The sequence below is a fragment of the Citrobacter sp. Cf118 genome (assembly GCF_030334095.1).
GTDB lineage: Bacteria > Pseudomonadota > Gammaproteobacteria > Enterobacterales > Enterobacteriaceae > Citrobacter > Citrobacter freundii.
In genome coordinates this window covers 79,702-102,996 of sequence record NZ_JAOWES010000088.1, presented here as the reverse complement: position 1 = coordinate 102,996, position 23,295 = coordinate 79,702, and the positions used below count along the sequence as shown (strand labels likewise).

Here is a 23,295-nt window from a genome sequence, read left to right as displayed (position 1 = left end):
GGCCTTCTTAAATAACGCGCATTAACAGGGTACATCCCTGGGGTATCGTGCAGCCTGATTTTGCCTGAAAAAGATCAGCAACGAACTTTATCTTATTGATATAAAAGGAGTAGCTATGAACTTTCAGAATCTTAAATATTGGCGTGAGAAAGCCAGCCATTATTCACCGGAAACCCGTTTATTTATTAACGGCGAATATTGTGCCGCCGCCGATAACGAAACCTTTATTACCCAGGATCCGGCAGGACAACGCCCGCTCGCCAAAGTCGCCCGCGGCAAAAAAGCGGATGTTGACCGCGCGGTCAACGCAGCCCGCACCGTGTTTGAACGCGGGGACTGGTCGCAGGCATCACCCGCAGAGCGCAAAGCGGTGCTGCACAAACTCGCCGATTTAATGGAGCAGCATCACGAGGAGCTGGCGCTACTGGAAACGCTCGACACCGGTAAACCGATTCGCCATAGCCTGCGTGATGATATTCCCGGCGCGGCACGCGCCATCCGTTGGTACGCCGAGGCGATAGATAAAGTCTATGGTGAAGTTGCCACTACCTCGGTGAACGATTTAGCGCTGATTGTCCGCGAACCGGTGGGCGTGATTGCGGCCATCGTGCCGTGGAATTTTCCCCTGCTGCTGGCCTGCTGGAAGCTCGGCCCGGCTCTGGCTGCGGGTAACAGCGTGATCCTCAAGCCTTCCGAAAAATCACCGCTGACCGCGATTCGCCTGGCCGCACTGGCTAAAAAAGCAGGTTTGCCCGATGGCGTGCTCAGCGTTGTGAGCGGGTACGGTCACGAGGCGGGCCAGGCACTGTCGCTGCATCCGGATGTTGATGTGATCACGTTTACCGGCTCGACCCGCACCGGCAAGCAACTGCTCAAAGATGCTGGCGACAGCAACATGAAACGCGTCTGGCTGGAGGCCGGCGGTAAAAGTGCCAACATCGTATTTGCCGACTGCCCGGATCTGCCGAAAGCCGCCGCTAATGCAGCGGCAGGTATTTTCTATAACCAGGGCCAGGTTTGTATCGCCGGTACGCGTCTGCTGCTGGAAGAAAGTATTGCCGACGAGTTTATCGCGCTTTTAAAAGAGCAGGCGAAAAACTGGCAGCCGGGCAACCCGCTGGATCCGGAAACCACGATGGGCACGCTTATCGACAACACGCATGCCGACACCGTTCACAGTTTTATTCGCGACGGTGAAGCGCAAGGCACGCTGGCGCTGGATGGCCGCAGCCACGTACACCCGGCGGCCATCGGCCCGACTATTTTTGTCGACACCGCGCCGCAAGCCCACGTCAGCCGCGATGAAATCTTCGGGCCGGTACTGGTCATCACCCGTTTTAGCAGTGAAGCCGAAGCTCTGGCGCTGGCCAACGACAGCGACTACGGTCTGGGCGCCGCGGTCTGGACCCGTGATTTGTCGCGCGCACACCGCATGAGTCGCCGCCTGAAGGCCGGTTCGGTCTTCGTGAATAACTACAACGACGGTGATATGACCGTGCCATTCGGCGGCTATAAGCAAAGCGGTAACGGACGCGATAAATCCCTGCATGCGCTGGAAAAATTTAGCGAATTAAAAACCATCTGGATCTCCCTGGAGTCTTAATCATGACTGAACATACCAGCAGTTATTACGCCGCAAGTGCCAATCAATACGAACCGTTCCCGACCCTTAGCGAATCGGTAAGCTGTGATGTTTGCGTCGTGGGCGGTGGTTATACCGGACTCTCCTCCGCCCTGCATTTATCAGAGATGGGTTACGACGTGGTGCTACTGGAATCCGCACGAATTGGCTTCGGAGCCAGCGGGCGCAACGGTGGTCAGTTGGTGAACTCCTACAGTCGCGATATCGACGTCATTGAACGCACCTACGGCCCGGACGCCGCTAAAATGCTTGGCAGTATGATGTTTGAAGGCGGCAATATCATTCGCGAACGTATCAAACGTTATCAGATCGACTGCGACTATCGTCCTGGCGGGCTGTTTGTGGCCCTGAACCACAAACAGATGGAAACGCTGGAGGAGCAGAAATCGAACTGGGAACGCTACGGCAATACGCAGCTTGAACTGTTGGATAGCAGCGAAATTCGCCGCGAAGTCAGCAGCGATCGTTATGTCGGCGCGCTACTCGACCACAGCGGTGGTCATATTCATCCGCTAAACCTGGCGATTGGCGAGGCTAACGCCATTCGTCTGAACGGCGGGCGCGTGTTCGAACAGTCGCCAGTCACCCGTATTCAGCACACCAGCCCGGCAGTGGTCAGCACCGAAAAAGGTCAGGTTACGGCACGTTTTGTGATTGTCGCGGGCAACGCCTACCTCGGCGACAAACTGGAACCTGCGCTGGCAAAAAGCAGCATGCCGTGCGGCACGCAGGTGTTAACCACCGAACCGCTGTCGGCGGAGATGGCGCGCTCGCTGATCCCGAAAAACTACTGCGTTGAAGATTGTAACTACCTGCTGGATTACTACCGTCTGACCGGCGATAACCGCCTGCTGTACGGCGGCGGTGTAGTCTACGGCGCTCGCGATCCGGACGATATTGAGCGTCTGGTGATGCCGAAACTGCTGAAGACCTTCCCGCAATTGCAGGGGGTAAAAATTGATTACCGCTGGACCGGTAATTTCCTGTTAACGCTGTCGCGCATGCCGCAGTTCGGCCGTCTTGATACCAACATTTACTATATGCAGGGTTACAGCGGCCACGGCGTGACTTGTACCCACCTGGCAGGACGGCTGATTTCGGAACTGCTGCGCGGGGATGCCGAGCGTTTTGACGCTTTCGCCAAACTGCCGCATTACCCGTTCCCGGGAGGCCGCAGCCTGCGCATTCCGTTTACCGCCATGGGCGCGGCCTATTACAGCTTACGCGATCGCCTTGGGGTTTAAGTTCTTCCGCGATAAACCCGACGCACAGGGCGGTCCCCCCTGTGCGTTTTTTTATTGCCGAATAAGCGAAAAACAGATAACAGGCACGAAAATATCGCAATAGGACATAACCACACACTTTGCATTGTTTCTCCCCGCTAATCGGATAGGCTTTTTTAGATTATCGCTGGCGGCGTGCGCCAGAACTCAACGGGGGAAGAAACGCGTGTTATGAATACGAATAACGAGGAGACCTTTTATCAGGCGATGCGCCGCAAGGGCGTGAGCAGGCGCAGTTTTCTTAAATATTGTAGCCTCGCGGCAACATCGCTAGGGTTGGGAGCCGGAATGACGCCCAGAATCGCCTGGGCGCTGGAAAACAAACCCCGGATCCCGGTCGTCTGGATCCACGGTCTGGAATGCACCTGCTGTACCGAATCATTTATCCGCTCCTCTCACCCACTCGCCAAAGACGTCATCCTCTCTCTGATTTCCCTTGATTACGACGACACACTGATGGCCGCCGCCGGAACACAGGCCGAAGAGGTCTTTGAAGACATTCTAAGCCGCTACCACGGCCAATACATTCTGGCCGTCGAAGGTAATCCTCCGCTGGGAGAGCAAGGGATGTTCTGCATTAGTGGCGGGCGACCGTTTATTGAAAAGCTTAAAAGAGCCGCCGCCGGTGCCAGCGCGATTATCGCCTGGGGCACCTGCGCCTCCTGGGGCTGCGTGCAGGCTGCCCGGCCTAACCCAACTCAGGCAACACCGATCGATAAAGTGATTACCGATAAGCCTATCGTGAAAGTGCCCGGTTGCCCGCCGATTCCAGACGTCATGAGCGCCATCATTACCTACATGGTGACCTTTGGAAGGCTGCCGGAACTCGATCGTCTGGGGCGTCCGCTGATGTTTTATGGTCAGCGTATTCATGACAAATGCTACCGCCGCGCCCACTTTGACGCCGGGGAGTTCGTTGAAAGTTGGGACGATGACGCTGCCCGCAAAGGCTATTGCCTGTACAAAATGGGCTGCAAGGGGCCAACCACCTATAACGCCTGTTCCACCACCCGCTGGAATGGCGGAGTTTCCTTCCCCATCCAGTCCGGCCACGGTTGTCTGGGATGTTCGGAGAACGGCTTCTGGGATCGCGGTTCGTTCTACAGCCGCGTGGTCGATATTCCACAGATGGGAACGCATTCTACCGCTGACACCGTGGGCCTCACCGCGCTTGGCGTAGTGGCGGCTGGTGTCGGCGTCCACGCAGTCGCCAGCGCCGTCAATCAACATAACCGCCACAAACAGCAGTTAACTAAAGCCGAACAACCGCAGCCGGACAAAGAGGATAACCAGGCATGAGCAACTCGTATCAAACCCAGGGATATACGTTAAACAATGCGGGTCGCCGCCTGGTTGTGGACCCCATAACCCGCATTGAAGGCCATATGCGTTGTGAAGTGAACATTGATGAGCAGAATATCATCACCAACGCGGTTTCCTGCGGCACCATGTTCCGCGGACTGGAGATCATTCTGCAGGGGCGCGACCCTCGCGATGCCTGGGCATTTGTCGAACGTATTTGCGGAGTATGCACCGGTGTACATGCCCTGGCATCGGTGTATGCCATTGAAGATGCCATTGGCATCAAGGTGCCCGACAACGCCAACATCATTCGCAATATTATGCTGGCGACGCTGTGGTGCCACGACCATCTGGTGCACTTTTACCAGTTAGCCGGAATGGATTGGATTGACGTGCTGAATGCCCTGAAAGCAGACCCGCGCGCCACATCACAGCTGGCGCAAAGCCTTTCTGCCTGGCCGAAGTCCTCCCCTGGCTACTTTTTTGACGTCCAAAATCGCCTGAAAAAATTTGTCGACGGCGGTCAACTGGGGATTTTCCGCAACGGTTATTGGGGTCATCCGCAGTACAAACTGTCGCCTGAGGCTAACCTGATGGGCTTTGCCCATTATCTGGAAGCACTCGATTTTCAGCGCGAGATCATCAAAATCCATACGGTGTTTGGCGGTAAGAACCCGCACCCTAACTGGATTGTCGGCGGTATGCCGTGCGCGATTAATATCGATCAGCGCGGCGCGGTTGGCGCAGTCGATATGGAACGCCTGAACCTGGTGCAGTCGATCATCACCCGCACCGCTGATTTCATCAACAACGTCATGGTGCCTGACGCGCTGGCTATCGGCCAGTTCAACAAGTCCTGGAGCCAGATTGGCACCGGGCTTTCTGATAAGTGCGTCTTGAGCTACGGCGCGTTCCCGGATATCGCCAATGACTTCAGCGCGAAGAGCCTGTTGATGCCAGGCGGCGCGGTGATTAACGGTGATTTTAAAAACGTGCTGCCAGTGGATCTGGCCGATCAGCAGCAAATTCAGGAGTTTGTCGATCATGCCTGGTACCGTTATCCGGACGATCAATTAGGTCGTCACCCGTTCGAAGGGATTACTGAACCCTGGTATAACCCGGGCGATGTCAAAGGCAGCGATATTGATATCAAACAGCTCAACGAACAGGAACGCTATTCGTGGATTAAAGCCCCGCGCTGGCGCGGACACGCCATGGAAGTTGGACCACTGGCGCGCACGCTGATTGCCTATCACAAAGGGGATGCCGCCACGATTGAATCCGTCGATCGCATGATGTCTGCCCTCAAGCTGCCGCTTTCGGGTATGCAGTCGACGCTGGGGCGTATTCTGTGCCGCGCGCACGAAGCCCAGTGGGCCGTGAGCAAACTGCAATATTTCTTCGACAAGCTAATGACCAACCTGAAAAACGGCAATCTGGCGACCGCAAACACCGAAAAATGGGAGCCTGAAAGCTGGCCGCAGCAGTGCCGCGGGATCGGTTTTACCGAAGCACCGCGCGGCGCGTTAGGTCACTGGGCATCGATTCGCGACGGGAAAATCGATCTCTATCAGTGTGTGGTGCCGACCACCTGGAATGCCAGCCCGCGCGATCCGAAGGGACAAATTGGCGCTTACGAGGCGGCGCTGATGGGCACCCAAATGGCGATACCGGATCAACCACTGGAGATCCTGCGCACCTTGCACAGCTTCGACCCCTGCCTGGCATGTTCAACCCACGTACTCGGCGACGACGGCAGCGAACTTATCGCCGTCCAGGTTCGCTAAGCGTTAAGGAACGGAACGATGACTGGAAAAACATCCCCACGCGTCGGGGAGGCGCGTGATACCGCTATCAGCCACTATGTGTTTGAAGCGCCTGTACGCTTGTGGCACTGGCTGACGGTGGGCTGCATGTTGGTGTTGATGGTGACCGGATACTTCATTGGTCGACCGCTGCCGTCGGTCAGCGGTGAGGCCACTTATCTGTTCTATATGGGCGACATCCGGCTGATACATTTCTCCGCCGCCATGGTATTCACGGTGATCCTGCTGATGCGCATTTACTGGGCCTTTGTCGGTAACCGCTATTCACGCGAGTTGTTTATCGTGCCGGTCTGGCGGCGCAGCTGGTGGCGAGGCGCGTTTTCGGTCGTGCGCTGGTATCTGTTTCTGGAAAAAAAACCGGGAGATGATATCGGTCATAACCCCATCGCGCAGGCGGCAATGTGCGGTTATTTCCTGCTCTCCGTTTTTATGATCCTCACCGGTTTTGCCTTATACAGCGAACATAGCCAGTACGCCATTTTTACCCCTTTCCGCTATGTGACGGAGTTTTTCTACTGGACCGGTGGGAACTCTCTCGATATCCACAGCTGGCATCGGTTGGGGATGTGGTTCATCGCCGCCTTCATCGTAGGCCATGTGTATATGGCGATTCGTGAGGACATCATGTCTGACGATACCGTCATCTCCACCATGGTCAATGGCTACCGTAGCCACAAATTTCCCAAAGGTCAGCACGACAAGGAGGCGTCATGAGCGAACCACACGTCATCGTGATGGGTCTAGGCAACCTGCTGTGGGCAGACGAAGGCTTTGGCATTCGCGTCGCCGAACGCCTGTACGCCCATTATCACTGGCCGGAATACGTTGAGATCGTCGACGGCGGCACGCAGGGGCTGAATCTGCTGGGCTACGTTGAGCAGGCCAGTCATCTGCTGTTGCTGGACGCCATCGACTACGGTCTCGCGCCGGGCACCCTGCAAACCTACGCCGGTGAAAAAGTCCCCAGTTACCTCAGCGCCAAAAAAATGAGTCTGCATCAGAACAGCTTCTCCGAAGTGCTGGCGCTGGCGGACATTCGCGGCCATCTGCCCTCGCACATCGCCCTTGTAGGACTTCAACCGGTACAGCTGGACGACTATGGCGGCAGCCTGACCGACATCGCGCGTGCTCAGCTTCCGGCGGCGGAGCAGGCCGCACTTACGCAACTGGCTGCGTGGGGGATTGTGCCACAGACCAACGATGAAACGCGTTGCCTGAACTATGAATGCCTGTCGATGGAAAACTATGAAGGCGTGCATATTCGCCAGTATCGCGTAACGCTGGAGAGATAAGCAACATGTTGAATGACAACCCTTTTCCTGCTCTATGGCAACGTATGCTGGCACGAGGCTGGCAGCCGCTAACCGCGCCCGAACTGGATGACTGGATAACCCACGTTCGCGACGGTGTGGTGTTACTCAGTAGCGATCCCCGCCGTACACCGGAAGTCAGCGATAATCCGGTGATGATTGCCGAGTTGCTCCGCGAGTTTCCCCAGTTTGACTGGCACATCGCCATGGCGGATCTCGAGCATAGCGAGGCGATTGGCGATCGTTATGGCGTATTCCGCTTCCCGGCCACACTGGTGTTTATCCACGGCGAACTGAGCGGCATTCTCAGCGGCATCCACCCGTGGGCCGATCTGCTCAACCTGATGCGCCCCTTAGTTGAACCACGCACGCCGCCGGAGTCTGAACGATGAGCGACACTTTTTTTCATCTGCTGGGGCCGGGAACGCAGCCGGACGATGACAGCTTCAGCATGAATCCCTTACCCCTCACCTGCCAGGTCAACAGCGACCCCAGCATGGCATCACTGGAAAACTGTCCGCACAGCCCGGCGGTGATGGCATTGTTAGCCGATGTGCGCCAGCAGCTCAGGAGGCGCATTCCCGCCAAACAGGACGTGCAGGGATGGGATTTATCCTCGCTCAACGCAGACGATCTCACGTTTTTGAATACACTGCTCGGCGAAGGCGAAGTTTCAGTGCGCATCCAGCATGCTGACGGCAGAGCATGCGAGATCCAGGAGTCGATTTTCTGCGGTATCTGGCGGGTGCGTTGTCAGAATGACAACGGGCAGTGGGAGGAGCATCTGGAAGCAGGCAGCGCGCCGCGGGCACTGTGGCTGGCGGCAACGTTCAATACACTGCCGGACGACAGCCTGTTGCCCCCGCCGGTGGACGGGCTAATGAATGGCCTGACACTGGCTCAGGAACTGCTGGCGCACGTGCGCGATCCGGCCTTGCAACCCCATAGCATTAACCTCACACAACTTCCAATTAGCGATGCGGATCGCCTGTTTCTTGCTCGGTTATGTGGCGAAGGACACATCCAGATCCGCACTATCGGCTACGGCGAGAGCCAAATCGACGCCACGGCGCTGCGCCATGTCTGGCATGTGCGCTGTCTGGATACCCTGAAAGGGCTTCTGCTCGAAAGTTATGAGATCTGTCCATTACCGGAACTGGTGCAGGCTGCGCCGGAAGATCTTCGCGACTCGCTCCAGCGCCTGGATGAAGTCTGCGGCTGGCTGGCCTCCGGTCCACCGGCCTGACCCCCTCTCCCGGCCCGCATGCTTTTATGCTGCGGGTCTGGCGTTTTCTTCCTTATCTATTCACTCTCTAATGCCTGATGGAGTTCGCATGTGGGACGTCATTGACTTATCGCGTTGGCAGTTTGCGCTGACCGCGCTGTACCATTTTCTGTTTGTTCCCCTGACGCTGGGGCTAATTTTTATGCTGGCCATCATGGAAACCATTTATGTGGTGACCGGCAAAACAGTCTACCGCGACATGACACGTTTCTGGGGCAAGTTATTCGGGATTAACTTTGCGCTCGGCGTGGCAACCGGCCTGACCATGGAGTTTCAGTTCGGTACTAACTGGTCGCTCTATTCTAACTATGTGGGCGATATTTTTGGCGCGCCTCTGGCAATGGAAGCCCTGCTGGCCTTCTTCCTCGAATCCACGTTCGTTGGTCTGTTCTTCTTCGGCTGGCAACGCTTAACCAAATACCAACACCTGATGGTCACCTGGCTGGTCGCGTTTGGTTCCAATATCTCGGCCCTGTGGATCCTCAACGCCAACGGCTGGATGCAATATCCAACCGGCGCTCACTTTAATATTGATACCCTACGTATGGAGATGAGCAGCTTTAGCGAGCTGGTCTTTAACCCCATCAGCCAGGTGAAATTTGTGCATACCGTGATGTCCGGTTATGTCACCGGCGCCATGTTTGTGATGTCCATCAGCGCCTGGTATTTGCTGCGCGGTCGCAATCGCGAGTTCGCCCGGCGTTCCTTCGCGGTGGGTTCCGTTTTTGGCACGCTGGCTATCCTCGGCACTCTACAACTGGGTGATAGCTCAGCCTATGAGGTTGCCCAACGCCAACCGGTAAAACTGGCGGCAATGGAAGGCGAATGGCAAACCGAACCGGCACCCGCGCCCTTTCATGTCATCGCCTGGCCGCAGCAGGAACAAGAACGTAACGCCTTTGCTTTGAAGATACCGGCTCTGCTGGGCATCCTGGCCACGCACTCTTTAGACACGCCGGTTCCGGGGCTGAAAAATCTGATGGAGGATGCTCTCCCCCGCCTGCAACGAGGTCGGGAAGCGTGGCTGCTGATGCAGGAAATCGCCAAAGGTAACCGCACACCTCAGGTACTGAACGCTTTTCACGCTGTGGAGAAAGATCTGGGTTACGGCATCCTGCTGGCGAACTACGCGCCTGATATGAACCATGTCACTCCGGAGCAATATCAGGCCGCACAACGCGGTGCGATCCCGCAAGTAGCACCGGTATTCTGGAGTTTTCGCATCATGATTGCATGCGGTTCACTTCTGCTGCTGGTGATGGCAATTGCCCTGATACAGACCTTACGCTGGCGTATCGACCAGCATCGCTGGGTACTGCACATGACGCTGTGGAGCCTGCCGCTACCGTGGATTGCCATTGAAGCCGGCTGGTTTATGACGGAGTTTGGCCGCCAGCCGTGGGCGATTCAGGATATTTTGCCGACCTGGTACGCCCACTCCGCGTTAAGCGCAGGCCAACTGGCCTTCTCCATGGGGCTAATTCTCACGCTTTACACCTTGTTTTTAATTGCCGAAGTCTACCTGATGCAGAAATACGCGCGCCTTGGCCCGGATGCAATGCATAACCAACAACCAGCGCAACAACAGGGATAAAGGAGATAATCATGTTGGATTATGAAACGTTGCGGCTCATCTGGTGGCTGCTGATTGGCATCATCCTGGTGGCATTTATGGTCACCGACGGGTTTGATATGGGGGTTGGCTGCCTGTTGCCGCTGATCGCGCGTAACGATGATGAGCGTCGGGTACTAATCAATAGCGTCGGAGCGCACTGGGAAGGTAACCAGGTGTGGCTCATTCTGGCGGGCGGTGCATTATTCGCGGCCTGGCCGCGGGTCTATGCCGCGGCATTTTCAGGGTTTTATGTGGCGATGATTCTGGTGTTGTGCGCCCTTTTCTTTCGCCCGTTGGCCTTTGATTATCGTGGAAAAATAGCCAATGCACGCTGGCGCGCCATGTGGGATACCGGGTTGGTGATTGGCAGTCTGGTCCCTCCAGTTATCTTCGGCGTTGCATTCGGTAACTTGTTTTTGGGCGTGCCTTTTATCTTCACACCACAGCTTCATGTGCAATACCTGGGCACCTTCTGGCAGTTACTCTCACCCTTTGCCCTGCTGTGCGGCGCATTAAGCCTGATGCTGGTTATTCTGCAAGGAGGCGTGTGGCTCCAGTTGAAGACCGACGGCATTCTTCACCAACGTGCGCTGTCTGCTACCCGCCGCAGCGCGATGCTGGTCGTGCTCTGCTTTCTGTTAGCCGGTTACTGGCTATGGACGGGGATCGATGGCTATGTGTTGCTAAGCCAGGATCCTAATGGTCCTTCCAATCCGCTATTAAAAGCAGTAACTACCTCGCCGGGCGCGTGGATGGCGCACTTTTATCAGTCACCACTGCTGTTAATTATTCCGCTGCTTGGCATGATTTTCCCGATGCTCGCGATCTATGCCTGCGGACAGCGTCGGGCCGTATGGGGATTTTTGTTTGCTTCACTGGGCCAGGCCTGCGTGATCTTCACCGCTGGAATCACCCTGTTTCCGTTTGTGATGCCTTCAAGCGCGTATCCGCTCTCCAGCCTGACGGTGTGGGACAGCACCTCCAGCCAGATGACTCTCAGTATCATGCTGGTTATTGTGCTGATTTTTCTACCGATCGTTCTGCTTTATACCGTGTGGAGTTATTACAAAATGCTCGGGCGCATCAATGTAGAAACGATCCGCCGCCACAACCACGAACTTTATTAAGGAGGACTGTACGATGTGGTATCTGTTTTGGTTTGTCGGCATTCTGCTGATGTGCGGACTCTCCACGCTGGCGCTGGTCTGGCTTGAGTCGCGGCAGAGATAATTCTACACGGGCGCTACGCTTTCTGGCTCCCCGGTTTATTCGGGGAGCTTTTTTATCCCCTTTCCATCAGCTCGCCAAGACGCCTAATCTGCCGTCCCTGGTTATCGAAATTACGCTCATCGAGCCACATATCGTAGGCTGGTCGAAGTGACGGATACTCACCGTCAATGATTGAGTACCATGCGGTATCTCGATTACGCCCCCGCGTGACGACAGCCTGACGAAATATACCTTCAAAACTGAAGCCAAAGCGCTCCGCCGCCCCACGGGAAGGAGCATTGAGAGCATCGCATTTCCATTCAAAACGGCGATAGCCCAGATCCTCAAAAACATACTTTAAAAGCAATGAGATGACTTCTGTTGAGATTCGCGAACGTTTCATGCGTACGGAGTAGGAAATATGGCCAACCTCGATCACGCCATTTGAGGGATCAATCCGCATCAGTGCAAACGTACCAACATGTTTCATACTGGTTAAATCGATCACCGCAAAATGCATCGGATCGGTCTGTTCTTCCATCTTTTTTACATAATCCTGGAAGGTATCGAAGGTCTCAAAAGGCCCGACCGCCAGATATGTCCAGTCACGACAATCGCTTGCTTCGCTGTACGCTTCATACAACTCTTTTGCATGGCGTTCGGCGTTAATACGTTCAAGCTTACAATAGCGACCTGTAATTTGCTGAGCCTGTGGAAAGGGTGCGCCTTTCCAGTCAGACAAAGTCATACCAACGGGTTGATGAAATTGATTAAAGATGCCCGACATATCCATACCTCTTACAAAACAGGGCTAAACCAGCGCAGAGTATGATCAAACTGGGCAGTCCAAAAGAACCACAATGCGTGTTTTTAACAGATCCACACTATTTAATTGTACAAAAAACAGGCACAATATTTTTACACGTAGCAAAAGAAACGTATTTACTGCATTAATGCTAAGAGCTGAATAAATTATAAGTTAAATAACCTGAGCCAGACGGCGAATCCCATCAACAATTGCCTCTACCGGATGATTTGCAAAACCAATCAAAATCCCCTGTCGTGAGACATCGCTCTGGTAATAACGACTTAGTGATAGTATTCCCATCCCTAGTAATCTGGCTTTCTCTTCAACTTCACTCCCAGCCATCCCATTTTGCAACCAACATACGATATGAACGCCAGAGTCTGAAGGTTGAATAATCATTTTATCTGCAAGATAGTATTGAATAGCATTGACCAACGCAGTTCTTCTTTCATAGCATGCTTTGCGAATTCGACGCACATGACTGGCATAGTGCCCCTCCTCAATAAAATTTGCCATTACTGCTTGTTCAAGATAGCTGGTACCGAGATCGGAATAATATTTGGTCACCATAATCTGTTCTTGTAAACCCGGCGGAACAACTAAAAAACCTAAACGGAATTCCGGGTACATCATTTTAGAAAATGTTCCGGCATAGATTACGCGTTGATTCTGATCTAATCCTTGCAGAGCTTGTAAAGAACGGTCGGCATAACGGAACTCACTATTATAATCATCTTCAAATATCCATGCCTGATTCGACTTCGCCCATTCCAGCAACTCAAAACGCCGGGATAAACTCAACGTTCCACTTAATGGATATTGATCCGACGGGACGACATAGGCCAGCCTGGCGTCAGGAAAATGATCAATACCATAGCGGACGTTCATTCCTTCGCTATCTACCGGTACCGGCCTCACCATAGCACCAACAGACATGAAGGTTCCGCGGGCGCCTTTGTAACCCGGGTCGTCCAGCCAAACGTCATTTCCTGCCGACAGCAATGCTCGTGCAGTAATGTTCAATGCCTGCTGAATACCATTTACGATGATTATTTGATCTTCGTTACAGTTCACTCCACGCGTTGTTTTAATGTAGCGGCAAACCGCTTTTCTCAAAGGAAGGTACCCGCAAGGATGAGTGTGAGCTCCCAGTTGATGCCGGGATTGTCTCCAGACTCGTTGCAGTAGCTTTCCCCATAACCCATGCGGGAAGAGATCCGTACACCCGACACCAACCGCAAATAGACGGTTCATGCAGCGCCCTTCATACTCATTTGACCATAAATCGCGAGCAGGATTATTTCGGCTGTGAACCTGCTCATCAGGCGGTACGACGTCCCCCAACGCCATCTCTGGATAGCTATTGCTGATACTCCGATCCGGAATATGATGTGAGACATATGTTCCAGACCCTTTACGAGTCAGGATATACCCTTCATCTGATAGCCGGTCATAACCGGCGATCGCTGAGTTTCGTGAAATTGACATCATTTCGGACAACGCCCTGGTTGACGGCATTTTTGTTCCTGGCGGCAATCGCCCTTCGAGGATGTGATCGCGGAGGATGTGGTAAACCTGCTCCTTAACCGCACCTTTTCCTAAAACAAATCCTTGAAATAAAGGTGCATTGTTTTTCTTCATTGTATTAACCTTTATACTAAAGTGGATCCTATCAATATATCGAAAGTGTCTCTTTACGAGAGTTTATAAAATTCTTAGTATCATCATACTAACACATTACTCGTATAAAATATCAGGATATATATGATTAACATGAATGCCGTTACTATTGAAAGTGCAGAACAAAAAGACTACGCCAGCTGGCTTCCTTTATGGATAAACTATCAAACATTTTACCGCACTATAATTTCAGATGAAGTAACAAAATTAACGTGGGAGCGTTTCTTTATCCCGAGCGAACCTGTTTATTGTGCTGTTGCAAAATATGATGGGAAAATAGTGGGATTGGTTCATTATCTCTTTCACCGCTCAACCTGGGCAGAATCAAACTATTGCTATCTCGAAGATTTATTTGTTAGCGAAGTTGTACGCGGCCAACACATCGGTAAACAACTTATCGAATATGTCCAACAGCAAGCCAAAAAAAATCACGCGTCAAGATTATACTGGCATACGCATGAAACCAATCTCCGTGGGCAACGTCTGTATGACTGGGTGGCCAAAAAGAGCGGGATGATCGAATATCGCATGTAAGTGTAATAATACTCAGGATAGTATTGAATAATTAAACACAAAAATAAGCCTCTGAGTATATCTACTCAGAGGATGTATCGGTGACAAATCCCCCCAACCTGAATAAGATAAGGAAAAAAACCAGCGATAAGCAAATTCTTAAGAATTAAAAAGGTAAAGAGCCAGCATGGCAACGATAAAGGATGTTGCAGAGTTAGCGGGAGTGTCCACCGCAACAGTTTCACGTGTTATTAATCAAACCGCATGGGTTGAACCCGTGACGCGTGAACGTGTTGAAAAAGCCATGCGCGAACTGAACTATCATCGCAATGCCGCCGCTATTGCATTAGCGAAACGCAGCGGTGACATGCTCGGGTTATTGACCGGCAATCTTGCCGATCCCTTTTTTGCCAGGCTTGCACGAGGCGTGGAAGAAGTATCACGCCAGCAGCAATTTCGGCTGATGGTATGCAGCGGTGGCCACGATGAAGGAATGGAAAAATCAGGACTCGATTTCCTGATAAACCAGGGCTGTGAAGCTATTGTAGTCCATGCCAGTAGACTGTCTGAAAAGGAACTGTTGCGATATGCCGCTCATTTTCCTGCCATGGTGGTCGTAAATCGCTATATTGCAGGGATGGCCAATCGCTGCGTGTGGCTGGAAAATAGTCAAGCAGCTAAAACAGCCACGCTACACCTCCTGGAGCAAGGACACCGTTGTATTGCCTGCGTGACAAGTGACTTACCGATTATCGATCGCCGTGAGCGGCTGGAAGGTTATCGCCAGGCGCTGGCTGAATATGGTATTACGCCAGATAAAAATTGGGTGATTAGCGTGCCCTTTAATGAAGAAGGTGGCGAACGCGCTGCACATCAGCTGCTTAATTGCGGCATTCCTTTCACCGCAGCGGTGACGTTTAATGATGTGATGGCCGCCGGGATTATGCGTATCCTCCATCAGCAGGGAATTACACTTCCGCAACAGCTTTCGATCGTTGGATTTGATGATGTGGTGATGGCCCGCTATCTCTACCCTGCACTCACAACAATGCATTATCCCGTTGAGCGCATGGCTCGCTGCGCTTCGCAGCTGGCGATACAGCTTTTTAAGGGCGCAACTCAGCGTCCCAGCGTGAATAGTTTCACTGCAGAGCTGGTGATCCGCGATTCTGTTCTTCCCCCCTCTCTCTGAAATCAATGCGTAAATCGTCAAGACCCTGAGTTGTGATCGACTTCAAATTTAGCGCCCTCATGTAATCGCTTACATGAGGGCCAATGAACGATCACAGTCAGACAAAAGAGTGTTCTCTACTCTTGAGCGACCTTACAGACTGGAGATTCATGAATGAATGCCTCTCAAAATCAGAAAAAAGCACTCTCATTTGGACTGGCAGTGATCCCTATTTTAGCCATGCTACTGCTGTTAATTATTGGCTACGGCATCATGGGGCTACGTATTGAGCCTTTATTGCTTTGTTCTGCTGCAGTCGCCGCGGGCATGGCCTGGTGGCAAGGGTATTGCTGGGAAGACATCATTAATTCGGTGGTGGATAAACTCGCCAAAGCAATGCCGGTTATCATGATTCTTATCTGTGTTGGCGGCCTGATTGGTACATGGATGTTCAGCGGCACCATCCCTTACATGGTGTACTGGGGACTTAAACTCATCAGCCCCGAATACATTCTCATCGCCGCGTTCTTTTTGACCAGCGTCGTATCGGTGTGTACCGGAACCTCCTGGGGTTCCGCCGGAACGGTTGGCGTAGCGCTGATGGGGGTTGCCGCAGGACTGGATGTCTCATTGGCAGCAGCGGCAGGTGCCGTTGTTTCTGGCGCTTACTTCGGTGACAAGATATCGCCGCTGTCAGACTCCACCAACTTTGCGGCCATTGTCGCAGATACCACCCTTTTCGAGCATATCCAGCACTTATTGTGGACCACTATTCCCAGCTTTCTGCTTGCCGCCGTGGTTTATCTTATTGCGGGCCACAGCAATATGCTCGGCGAGGTCGCCACGCCGCAACGGGTTACCGATATTGTCAACGCTCTGGAGTCGCTATACCACTTCAATATCATTCTGATTTTGCCACCGGTTATTGTGTTGTGGGGCGCGATTCGTAAAAAGCCGGTCATTCCTTTAATGCTGAGCGCATGCGTATTAGCCCTGATTCTGGGCGTTGTCATGCAAGAACTCAGCATCAAGCAGGGGCTGGATGCCTTTATAGATGGGTTCAACATTACTATGTTCCCGCAAGGGAGTGAGGGCATTATTGCTGATGTTCCGCGCCTGCTGAACCGTGGCGGAATGTTCTCAATGATGAGCACTATTCTTCTGGTATTTTGCGCATTTTCTTTTGCCGGTGCCTTAACGTTAACGGGCGCACTCAACATTATCATTAACCGCTTACTGACGGTCATTCACAGCGTCGGTCAGTTAATTGCGGCAACCATTGGTACCACCCTTCTTGTTACCGGAGCGACAAGCGACGGCAAGCTGGCTCTTCTGGTTCCAGCTGAATTATTTAAAGACGCATACCGCCGCATGGGACTGGATACCAAAAATCTGTCCCGCACAATTGAAGACGCTGGCACCGTCATTGAGCCGTTGTTGCCATGGACCGCCGCCGGAGTTTATATGGCCACAACATTAGGAGTGAGCACACTGGATTTATTGCCATGGGCGATTCAGTGCTATGCCGCAATCTTCTTCGCCTTGATTTACGGCTTCACGGGAATCGGTATTGCGAAGGCGCCATCAGTGACAGAAACAGAAAAAAATATTACGGCAACAGAATAGGGAGAGCATGTAATGGATTTTAATAAGATTATCGATCGCCACGATACCGCCTCGCTGAAATGGGACTTTATGGCGCGATATTTCGGCGAGGATACACATCAACTGTTGCCAATGTGGGTGTCTGATTTTGACTTTACTTGCCCACCCGCTGTTCAGGAGGCTTTAACTCACCGCGTCGGGCACGGTATTTTTGGTTACAGCGAACGGCCACAAAGCTACTTTGATTCATTAATCTCATGGCTCTCAACCCGGCATCAGCTGGAAATCAAGCAAGAATGGATCTGCAGTATTGAAGGTGTTGTTCCGGGATTATCGCTACTCGTACAAATGCTGAGCCAACCCGGTGAAGGCGTAGTCGTTCAGGGGCCTTATTATGGCTCATTCGCTAAAATTATCTCTTTGAACGGCAGACAGTTGCTGGAAAATCCGTTGTATGAGGACCCGGCTACCGGTTATCAAATGGATTTTGCTCACCTGGAAATGTTATTCCGGACTGAACGTCCACCGTTGATGATTTTATGTAATCCGCATAACCCAACCGGCCGTTGTTGGTCTGCACAGGAGCTGGAACAGCTACTTACGCTGTGCGAAACCTATGATGTGACGTTGCTGTCTGATGAAATATGGGCAGATTTATTGCTTCCTGGAGAACAATTTACTTCAGTTCTTCATCTGGGAGAACGCTGGCATTCGCGTGTAATTTCAGCCACTTCAGCCAGTAAAACGTTTGGTTTGTCGACATTGCGTATTGCTAATTTTCTGATACCGGCACCGGCATTGCGTGAACACTTTTTACGCCGTCTGGATGCACATGGGCTGGATGTATTCAATGCGCTATCCGTCGAAGCGAGTACGGCAGCATGGCAACATGGTGCACCATGGTTAGACGAGTTACTTGGCTATCTGGCTGAAAATCGACGCTGGTTTATTCAACAAATTGATGAACATCTCCCGTGGGCTCGGGTTGTTCCTTCCCAGGCAACTTATCTACTGTGGATAGATTGCAAAGCGCTTGGACTGGATGATGAGCAGCTCAAATGGGTAATGCTTGATGTTGCCGGTATTGCGCCTTCAATGGGAAATAGCTTTGGTCCTGCTGGAAAAGGTTTTATCCGCCTGAACATGGGATGTCCACGCGCCTACCTCGAAAAAGCGGTAGAGGGGTTGAAGCGTATTGCATTTACATCTTGCTAAATCTGCTCAGTAAACGAATCGGCCCTGGCGCAGGGCCGCTCGATATTATCAGCCATTTTAATGAAAAACCAAGTGATATAGTACCTGTTAGCCACCAACATACAGGGGAGTCTAAGCGCGTTTTTGCTATTACAAGCTAAAACGAGGATTCAGGCACTATTATTTTCATTCACTATCCTCTTGTTTCATTTTCATTAAAAAATGCAACACATTAGGATTATTATCCACGATATTTGTGAATTTCCCAAATAACCTTGAAGCATCTTTTTTTCGATTATGATTAACATACCAGGTATGGCATACACCGTATAACAATGCGCTTTTTAACTCAATGAATTCATCATCCATGCCTGGATGTTGGTAAAGAAAACTATCCGTATAATCTTCTATTTCTTTAATTTCATGAATTTGTTTAACTGGTATATCAAGCAGTGAATTACTGGTTTTGATCATTTCTAACATTGAATAAAAAATCGTAGGCGATTGGTTTTGAAGAAAAACCTGATTTTTAAATTCATCAATGATCTTTTCTTTTTCCTTAGTATCTTCGATAAAATATGTCAACTGCGCAAGGTGGCTCAATACAGTCACATCATTTTCAGCATCATTAGTTAGTTTCCATTTATCATAACTATTTTTGACATAAGCGCGTTGAAAACTCTCCTTATCTGGATAAGGATAATACGGATGAAAGCTGAGTGCCTGCACTAAAAACCCAGCAGCGACGTCATCAGATAGTTCTGCACTATAAACATCTACGAAAGAAGCTGTCAGACCAGCCATCAAAAAGTTGAGCTCATCGTCTATAAAAGGATATCTCCCTTTTAAATCAATGACCTCACTTCTTATCTTAACGACCAGGTTAGCCATACCAATAGCGTCCATTTCATCTTTTCGGGCACTTAGTGTACGGGCATTTATATCAATGAAGAGGATCTTAGCTATTATCTCTCGCTTTTGAGCATCAGTTAACTGTGATTGCGAAATAATTTTATCAAAAATCTGATTAAACCATCTACTCTCTAAATTAATGCTATGCGCATTGGGTGATAACAACTTCCCGTTCAAACTATAGTGGATTTTCTCTATTTTATTATCACGTGTAAACCCTACCAACGTTACAACTGAGCGAGAATTAGCTTCAGCCAAATTAATTATTTGCTGTTTAGAACGATGAGTCAAAAACAATGTCGGAAATTGCCAGTTCTCAACCGCAAACGGGGGCACAAATTGGAATGAAGGATTCTCTTTAGATGTGGCCCTTTTCCATGTCTCCTCCATCTGGTGAGTGATGTCATAAGCATTTTCATCTGTATTACTACTGTTCCACCCCCCATCTTTTTCATTATAGAAGCCAGAAATGCTTATCTGTGCAAATTCAGGATATGGTTGGTAGAAAATCGCACAACCCATTGCAAAAAACAACACAAGCAATGAGAAACAACTCGACTTGTTGGGATAACGTCTTTTTTTTCGATGATAAATTAATGTAGTTATTAGAATGACAACAGAACCACATATGAAAGGAATCTTCCATTCATTCAGAAAAAACAAAAAAGAGGAAAATTTAAAAAAAATCAGTGCTGGCAATCCCAAAAAGGTGAGAATATTTCCGGAAAAAGTAGCAACGTCCTGGAATTTCATGAGGGGCCTATCTTCTGGTAGATATTGAAGATAGATTAAAAAATACAGCGCAAGATGACAAGGATTTCTGCCAATAAGTTTATGTTAGTCGCTTGTTTTTTCTAGGTAAATGTTCTTATTCATGTAAAATCACCCCATCCCTAAGTAAAATTGTGGTTTTCATGTAATTCGGAGCTAAAATCTCCGCTCACAGAATGGCGAGGACCTGCGATTGCACGTCTTACAAAACTCCCACTTTGCATTGTTCAACTCATTGAAACAAATATATTGATCATCAGTTGCTACAATTTCGTCACATCCACAACGCGCAAAATTGCACATTAGTGTTGAACAAAGCAAAACACTGCAATAGTAACTTAATGATTTTACGAAAAAAGATGGTGCCGATAATAGGAGTCGAACCTACGACCTTCGCATTACGAATGCGCTGCTCTACCAACTGAGCTATATCGGCCCTGAAAAGGATATGTCCACGAATGTGAACACGGGGTAGAAGGTTAAAACTAACCGGGCGACGCGTCAATGGCCTTGTGAATCAAACGCCTATTTTTGCATCACCCGGTTTCAATTACGCACGAATCGTGTCGTCACCGAAGCCAACCCATTTGTATGTAGTCAGTGCTTCCAGCCCCATTGGGCCACGCGCGTGCAGTTTTTGCGTACTTACCGCCACTTCCGCACCCAGTCCAAACTGGCCGCCATCGGTAAAACGCGTAGAAGCGTTAACGTACACAGCGGAAGAATCGACTTCATTCACAAAACGATCGGCGTTGCGTAGCGTACGCGTCAGGATCGCATCGGAATGCTGGGTACCATGCTCGCGGATGTGGGCGATGGCATCATCCAAACTGGTGACGATTTTCACGTTCAAATCCAGCGACAGAAACTCGTCGTCATACTCTTCAGCTTTCACCGCAACCACATTAGCAGGTCCTGCCTTCAATGTAGCCAGCGCCATTTCGTCTCCGTGCAGAGTGACGCCGCTTTGTGCCATCTGCTGGCTCAATGCTGGCAGAAAACGCGCGGCGATATCCTGATGCACCAGCAGAGTTTCTACGGTGTTGCAGGTGCTCGGACGCTGGGTTTTGGCGTTGACGATAATCTTCAGGGCCGGGGCGATCTCCGCGCTATCATCAACATAGATATGACATACGCCAATGCCGCCGGTGATGACCGGGATAGTCGACTGCTCACGACACAGCTTGTGCAGGCCCGCGCCACCGCGAGGGATCAGCATATCGATGTACTTATCCATCCGTAGCATCTCAGCGACCAGTGCGCGGTCCGGGTTATCAATCGACTGTACGGCAGCCGCGGGTAAACCGCAGGCTTCCAGCGCCTTTTGGATAACCGCTACGGTGGCGGCGTTCGTCCGGTAGGTCTCTTTCCCACCACGCAGGATCGCGGCATTGCCGGTTTTCAGGCACAGGGAGGCAACGTCAACGGTGACGTTTGGGCGCGCTTCATAAATTACGCCAATCACGCCCAGCGGGACGCGACGACGCTCCAGACGCAGACCGCTGTCCAGCAGCCCACCGTCAATCACCTGCCCGACCGGGTCGGCGAGATTACACACCTGGCGTACATCGTCAGCAATCGCTTTCAGACGCGCTGGCGTCAGAGCGAGGCGGTCGAGCATCGCATCGCTCAGGCCGTTGGCTCGCGCCTGCTCAACATCTTGTACGTTCGCGCTGAGGATGCTTTCGGTTTGCGCTTCCAACTCATCAGCAATGGTTTCCAGTACGCGATTTTTTTCGCGACTGGAGAGCAGCGCCAGCTTATATGACGCGGCTTTGGCAGCAATGCCCATTTTTTCCAGCATATGCCTGTTCCTTAACGGGTGATCATGTCGTCACGATGGACAGCAACCGGGCCGTATTCGTAGCCCAGGATGGTGTCGATCTGTTGTGAGTGATGTCCGGCAATACGGCGCAGCGCATCGCTGTTATAGCGGGTGACGCCGTGGGCAATATCGCGCCCTTCGAGATTGCAGATGCGGATCACTTCACCACGAGAGAAGTTGCCTGTCACGCTTTTAATGCCTTTTGGCAGTAATGAGCTGCCGCGTTCCAGAATCGCTGCGGTAGCGCCCTCATCAACAGTAATTTCTCCGGCAGGCGGCGCGCCGAAGATCCAGCGTTTACGGTTCTCCAGTGGAGATGCCTGTGCATGAAAACGCGTCCCAACGGAAACGCCTTCCATCACGTCGCCAATCACGCCCGGTTTGCTGCCTGCGGCAATTATGGTGTCGATCCCGGCGCGGCACGCGACATCGGCGGCCTGCAGTTTAGTCCCCATGCCGCCGGTTCCCAGACCCGAGACGCTGTCTCCGGCAATGGCGCGCAGCGCATCATCAATACCGTGCACGTCTTTGATCAGCTCCGCCTGCGGATTAGTGCGCGGATCGGCGGTGAACAGCCCCTGCTGATCGGTCAACAGCAGCAGCTTATCGGCTCCAGCCAGAATTGCCGCCAGCGCTGAGAGGTTGTCGTTATCACCCACTTTAATTTCAGCGGTCGCCACCGCATCGTTCTCATTAATGACCGGAACGATGTTGTTATCCAGCAGCGCACGCAACGTATCGCGGGCATTGAGGAAGCGCTCTCTGTCTTCCATATCCGCACGCGTCAGCAGCATCTGCCCGATATGAATACCGTAAATCGAGAAAAGCTGTTCCCATAGTTGAATCAGTCGGCTCTGCCCTACCGCTGCCAACAGCTGTTTCGAGGCTATCGTTGCCGGGAGTTCAGGGTAACCAAGATGCTCACGTCCAGCGGCAATCGCGCCTGAGGTAACAATAACAATACGATGCCCTGCGGCATGGAGCTGCGCGCACTGGCGAACCAGTTCTACGATGTGGGCGCGGTTCAGGCGGCGGGATCCGCCCGTTAACACACTGGTGCCAAGTTTTACCACCAGCGTCTGGCTGTCACTCATGATTCTCTGCCATTCAAAATTGGGGAAAATGATATCAAACGAACGTTTTAGCAGGACTGGCCCCGGTTGCCAACAACCAGCGCACAAAGCATGAAATTTTATTGCGCAGGATCAGCAAGCGTAGCGGCAGATTTTGACGCATTTATTACAGAAACAAAAAAACATCCTTTTTTAAAAATATTCTTACTTTGTCATAAAACGTTCATTGCCAGACGTTAAAAACCCTCCTGTCTTTTAACGGGGGATCACA

20 protein-coding genes and 1 tRNA gene are annotated in these 23,295 nt (G+C 51.6%); 15 read left to right on the top strand and 6 right to left on the bottom strand.

Annotation, left to right across the window (positions count from 1 at the left end):
* The first annotated feature begins 115 nt into the window (after positions 1-115).
* The 11 genes from puuC (at position 116) to cbdX (ending at position 11,493) form a co-directional block, all read left to right on the top strand.
* Entirely contained in the window at positions 116-1,603 is a 1,488-nt protein-coding gene (gene puuC / locus OGX67_RS20675; RefSeq protein ID WP_204584031.1) for an aldehyde dehydrogenase PuuC, read from the top strand.
* Between the two features lie 2 nt (positions 1,604-1,605).
* Positions 1,606-2,886, top strand: a complete 1,281-nt coding sequence (locus OGX67_RS20670) for an NAD(P)/FAD-dependent oxidoreductase (protein WP_046669776.1) — start codon at positions 1,606-1,608, stop codon at positions 2,884-2,886.
* 210 nt (positions 2,887-3,096) lie between these two features.
* Entirely contained in the window at positions 3,097-4,224 is a 1,128-nt protein-coding gene (gene hyaA, locus OGX67_RS20665) for a hydrogenase 1 small subunit (protein WP_257652017.1), read from the top strand.
* Complete coding sequence (gene hyaB / locus OGX67_RS20660; RefSeq protein ID WP_008321012.1) at positions 4,221-6,014, top strand: Ni/Fe-hydrogenase large subunit; 1,794 nt, start codon at positions 4,221-4,223, stop codon at positions 6,012-6,014. Before hyaA ends, hyaB begins: the two co-directional genes overlap by 4 nt.
* 18 nt (positions 6,015-6,032) lie before the next feature.
* On the top strand, positions 6,033-6,767 hold the full coding sequence (gene hyaC, locus OGX67_RS20655; RefSeq protein ID WP_003838720.1) for a Ni/Fe-hydrogenase b-type cytochrome subunit: 735 nt from the start codon (positions 6,033-6,035) through the stop codon (positions 6,765-6,767).
* The gene (hyaD, locus tag OGX67_RS20650; protein ID WP_048219577.1) at positions 6,764-7,345 is read left to right on the top strand and encodes a hydrogenase 1 maturation protease; all 582 of its coding nucleotides are present in this window, start codon (positions 6,764-6,766) and stop codon (positions 7,343-7,345) included. The genes hyaC and hyaD overlap by 4 nt, the downstream gene beginning before the upstream one ends.
* 5 nt (positions 7,346-7,350) lie before the next feature.
* On the top strand, positions 7,351-7,755 hold the full coding sequence (hyaE, locus tag OGX67_RS20645) for a hydrogenase-1 operon protein HyaE (protein WP_008321015.1): 405 nt from the start codon (positions 7,351-7,353) through the stop codon (positions 7,753-7,755).
* Positions 7,752-8,609: a hydrogenase expression/formation protein gene (locus OGX67_RS20640; protein ID WP_257652016.1), complete on the top strand. Its 858-nt coding sequence runs from the start codon at positions 7,752-7,754 to the stop codon at positions 8,607-8,609. Before hyaE ends, OGX67_RS20640 begins: the two co-directional genes overlap by 4 nt.
* Before the next feature lie 88 nt (positions 8,610-8,697).
* Positions 8,698-10,242: a cytochrome bd-II oxidase subunit 1 gene (gene appC / locus OGX67_RS20635; protein WP_257652015.1), complete on the top strand. Its 1,545-nt coding sequence runs from the start codon at positions 8,698-8,700 to the stop codon at positions 10,240-10,242.
* Between the two features lie 11 nt (positions 10,243-10,253).
* Positions 10,254-11,390 carry a cytochrome d ubiquinol oxidase subunit II gene (gene appB / locus OGX67_RS20630; protein ID WP_003838730.1) on the top strand — a complete coding sequence of 379 codons (1,137 nt, stop codon included), beginning with the start codon at positions 10,254-10,256 and terminating at the stop codon, positions 11,388-11,390.
* A gap of 13 nt (positions 11,391-11,403) precedes the next feature.
* Entirely contained in the window at positions 11,404-11,493 is a 90-nt protein-coding gene (gene cbdX / locus OGX67_RS20625; RefSeq protein WP_003838732.1) for a cytochrome bd-II oxidase subunit CbdX, read from the top strand.
* Between the two features lie 52 nt (positions 11,494-11,545).
* Here cbdX and OGX67_RS20620 read toward each other — a convergent pair whose 3' ends face one another.
* On the bottom strand, positions 11,546-12,259 hold the full coding sequence (locus tag OGX67_RS20620; RefSeq protein WP_257652014.1) for a GNAT family N-acetyltransferase: 714 nt from the start codon (positions 12,257-12,259) through the stop codon (positions 11,546-11,548).
* A 192-nt stretch (positions 12,260-12,451) separates the two neighbouring features.
* The gene (gene pdxR, locus OGX67_RS20615; protein ID WP_257652013.1) at positions 12,452-13,921 is read right to left on the bottom strand and encodes a MocR-like pyridoxine biosynthesis transcription factor PdxR; all 1,470 of its coding nucleotides are present in this window, start codon (positions 13,919-13,921) and stop codon (positions 12,452-12,454) included.
* 123 nt (positions 13,922-14,044) lie between these two features.
* Here pdxR and OGX67_RS20610 point away from each other — a divergent pair, with 123 nt between their 5' ends.
* From OGX67_RS20610 to OGX67_RS20595, 4 genes are all read left to right on the top strand, one after another.
* Positions 14,045-14,494, top strand: coding sequence for a GNAT family N-acetyltransferase (locus tag OGX67_RS20610; protein ID WP_257652012.1), 450 nt, complete (start codon positions 14,045-14,047; stop codon positions 14,492-14,494).
* 166 nt (positions 14,495-14,660) lie between these two features.
* Positions 14,661-15,665, top strand: coding sequence for a LacI family DNA-binding transcriptional regulator (locus OGX67_RS20605; RefSeq protein WP_003838740.1), 1,005 nt, complete (start codon positions 14,661-14,663; stop codon positions 15,663-15,665).
* Between the two features lie 153 nt (positions 15,666-15,818).
* The gene (nhaC, locus tag OGX67_RS20600; protein ID WP_204584047.1) at positions 15,819-17,270 is read left to right on the top strand and encodes a Na+/H+ antiporter NhaC; all 1,452 of its coding nucleotides are present in this window, start codon (positions 15,819-15,821) and stop codon (positions 17,268-17,270) included.
* A 12-nt stretch (positions 17,271-17,282) separates the two neighbouring features.
* On the top strand, positions 17,283-18,464 hold the full coding sequence (locus OGX67_RS20595) for a MalY/PatB family protein (protein WP_032948599.1): 1,182 nt from the start codon (positions 17,283-17,285) through the stop codon (positions 18,462-18,464).
* 165 nt (positions 18,465-18,629) lie between these two features.
* On the opposite strand, the gene OGX67_RS20590 is transcribed toward OGX67_RS20595, so the two are convergent.
* The 4 genes from OGX67_RS20590 to proB all read right to left on the bottom strand — a co-directional run bounded on the left by OGX67_RS20590 (position 18,630) and on the right by proB (position 23,045).
* The gene (locus tag OGX67_RS20590; RefSeq protein ID WP_286527120.1) at positions 18,630-20,108 is read right to left on the bottom strand and encodes a hypothetical protein; all 1,479 of its coding nucleotides are present in this window, start codon (positions 20,106-20,108) and stop codon (positions 18,630-18,632) included.
* A gap of 378 nt (positions 20,109-20,486) precedes the next feature.
* Positions 20,487-20,562 (bottom strand) — tRNA-Thr (locus OGX67_RS20585).
* A gap of 114 nt (positions 20,563-20,676) precedes the next feature.
* Positions 20,677-21,930 carry a glutamate-5-semialdehyde dehydrogenase gene (gene proA, locus OGX67_RS20580; protein ID WP_071696411.1) on the bottom strand — a complete coding sequence of 418 codons (1,254 nt, stop codon included), beginning with the start codon at positions 21,928-21,930 and terminating at the stop codon, positions 20,677-20,679.
* Between the two features lie 11 nt (positions 21,931-21,941).
* The gene (gene proB, locus OGX67_RS20575; RefSeq protein WP_003031373.1) at positions 21,942-23,045 is read right to left on the bottom strand and encodes a glutamate 5-kinase; all 1,104 of its coding nucleotides are present in this window, start codon (positions 23,043-23,045) and stop codon (positions 21,942-21,944) included.
* Positions 23,046-23,295: the final 250 nt, after the last annotated feature.

What these genes read in the sequence shown, in the direction of transcription:
- hyaD (WP_048219577.1), top strand. Translation starts at nt 6,764, where the DNA reads ATGAGCGAACCACACGTCATCGTGATGGGTCTAGGCAACCTGCTGTGG.
- OGX67_RS20670 (WP_046669776.1), top strand. Translation starts at nt 1,606, where the DNA reads ATGACTGAACATACCAGCAGTTATTACGCCGCAAGTGCCAATCAATAC.
- cbdX (WP_003838732.1), top strand. Translation starts at nt 11,404, where the DNA reads ATGTGGTATCTGTTTTGGTTTGTCGGCATTCTGCTGATGTGCGGACTC.
- hyaB (WP_008321012.1), top strand. Translation starts at nt 4,221, where the DNA reads ATGAGCAACTCGTATCAAACCCAGGGATATACGTTAAACAATGCGGGT.
- OGX67_RS20620 (WP_257652014.1), bottom strand. Translation starts at nt 12,259, where the DNA reads ATGTCGGGCATCTTTAATCAATTTCATCAACCCGTTGGTATGACTTTG.
- proB (WP_003031373.1), bottom strand. Translation starts at nt 23,045, where the DNA reads ATGAGTGACAGCCAGACGCTGGTGGTAAAACTTGGCACCAGTGTGTTA.
- hyaC (WP_003838720.1), top strand. Translation starts at nt 6,033, where the DNA reads ATGACTGGAAAAACATCCCCACGCGTCGGGGAGGCGCGTGATACCGCT.
- OGX67_RS20590 (WP_286527120.1), bottom strand. Translation starts at nt 20,108, where the DNA reads ATGAAATTCCAGGACGTTGCTACTTTTTCCGGAAATATTCTCACCTTT.
- nhaC (WP_204584047.1), top strand. Translation starts at nt 15,819, where the DNA reads ATGAATGCCTCTCAAAATCAGAAAAAAGCACTCTCATTTGGACTGGCA.
- proA (WP_071696411.1), bottom strand. Translation starts at nt 21,930, where the DNA reads ATGCTGGAAAAAATGGGCATTGCTGCCAAAGCCGCGTCATATAAGCTG.
- OGX67_RS20605 (WP_003838740.1), top strand. Translation starts at nt 14,661, where the DNA reads ATGGCAACGATAAAGGATGTTGCAGAGTTAGCGGGAGTGTCCACCGCA.
- appB (WP_003838730.1), top strand. Translation starts at nt 10,254, where the DNA reads ATGTTGGATTATGAAACGTTGCGGCTCATCTGGTGGCTGCTGATTGGC.
- puuC (WP_204584031.1), top strand. Translation starts at nt 116, where the DNA reads ATGAACTTTCAGAATCTTAAATATTGGCGTGAGAAAGCCAGCCATTAT.
- OGX67_RS20610 (WP_257652012.1), top strand. Translation starts at nt 14,045, where the DNA reads ATGATTAACATGAATGCCGTTACTATTGAAAGTGCAGAACAAAAAGAC.
- hyaA (WP_257652017.1), top strand. Translation starts at nt 3,097, where the DNA reads ATGAATACGAATAACGAGGAGACCTTTTATCAGGCGATGCGCCGCAAG.
- OGX67_RS20640 (WP_257652016.1), top strand. Translation starts at nt 7,752, where the DNA reads ATGAGCGACACTTTTTTTCATCTGCTGGGGCCGGGAACGCAGCCGGAC.
- pdxR (WP_257652013.1), bottom strand. Translation starts at nt 13,921, where the DNA reads ATGAAGAAAAACAATGCACCTTTATTTCAAGGATTTGTTTTAGGAAAA.
- hyaE (WP_008321015.1), top strand. Translation starts at nt 7,351, where the DNA reads ATGTTGAATGACAACCCTTTTCCTGCTCTATGGCAACGTATGCTGGCA.
- appC (WP_257652015.1), top strand. Translation starts at nt 8,698, where the DNA reads ATGTGGGACGTCATTGACTTATCGCGTTGGCAGTTTGCGCTGACCGCG.
- OGX67_RS20595 (WP_032948599.1), top strand. Translation starts at nt 17,283, where the DNA reads ATGGATTTTAATAAGATTATCGATCGCCACGATACCGCCTCGCTGAAA.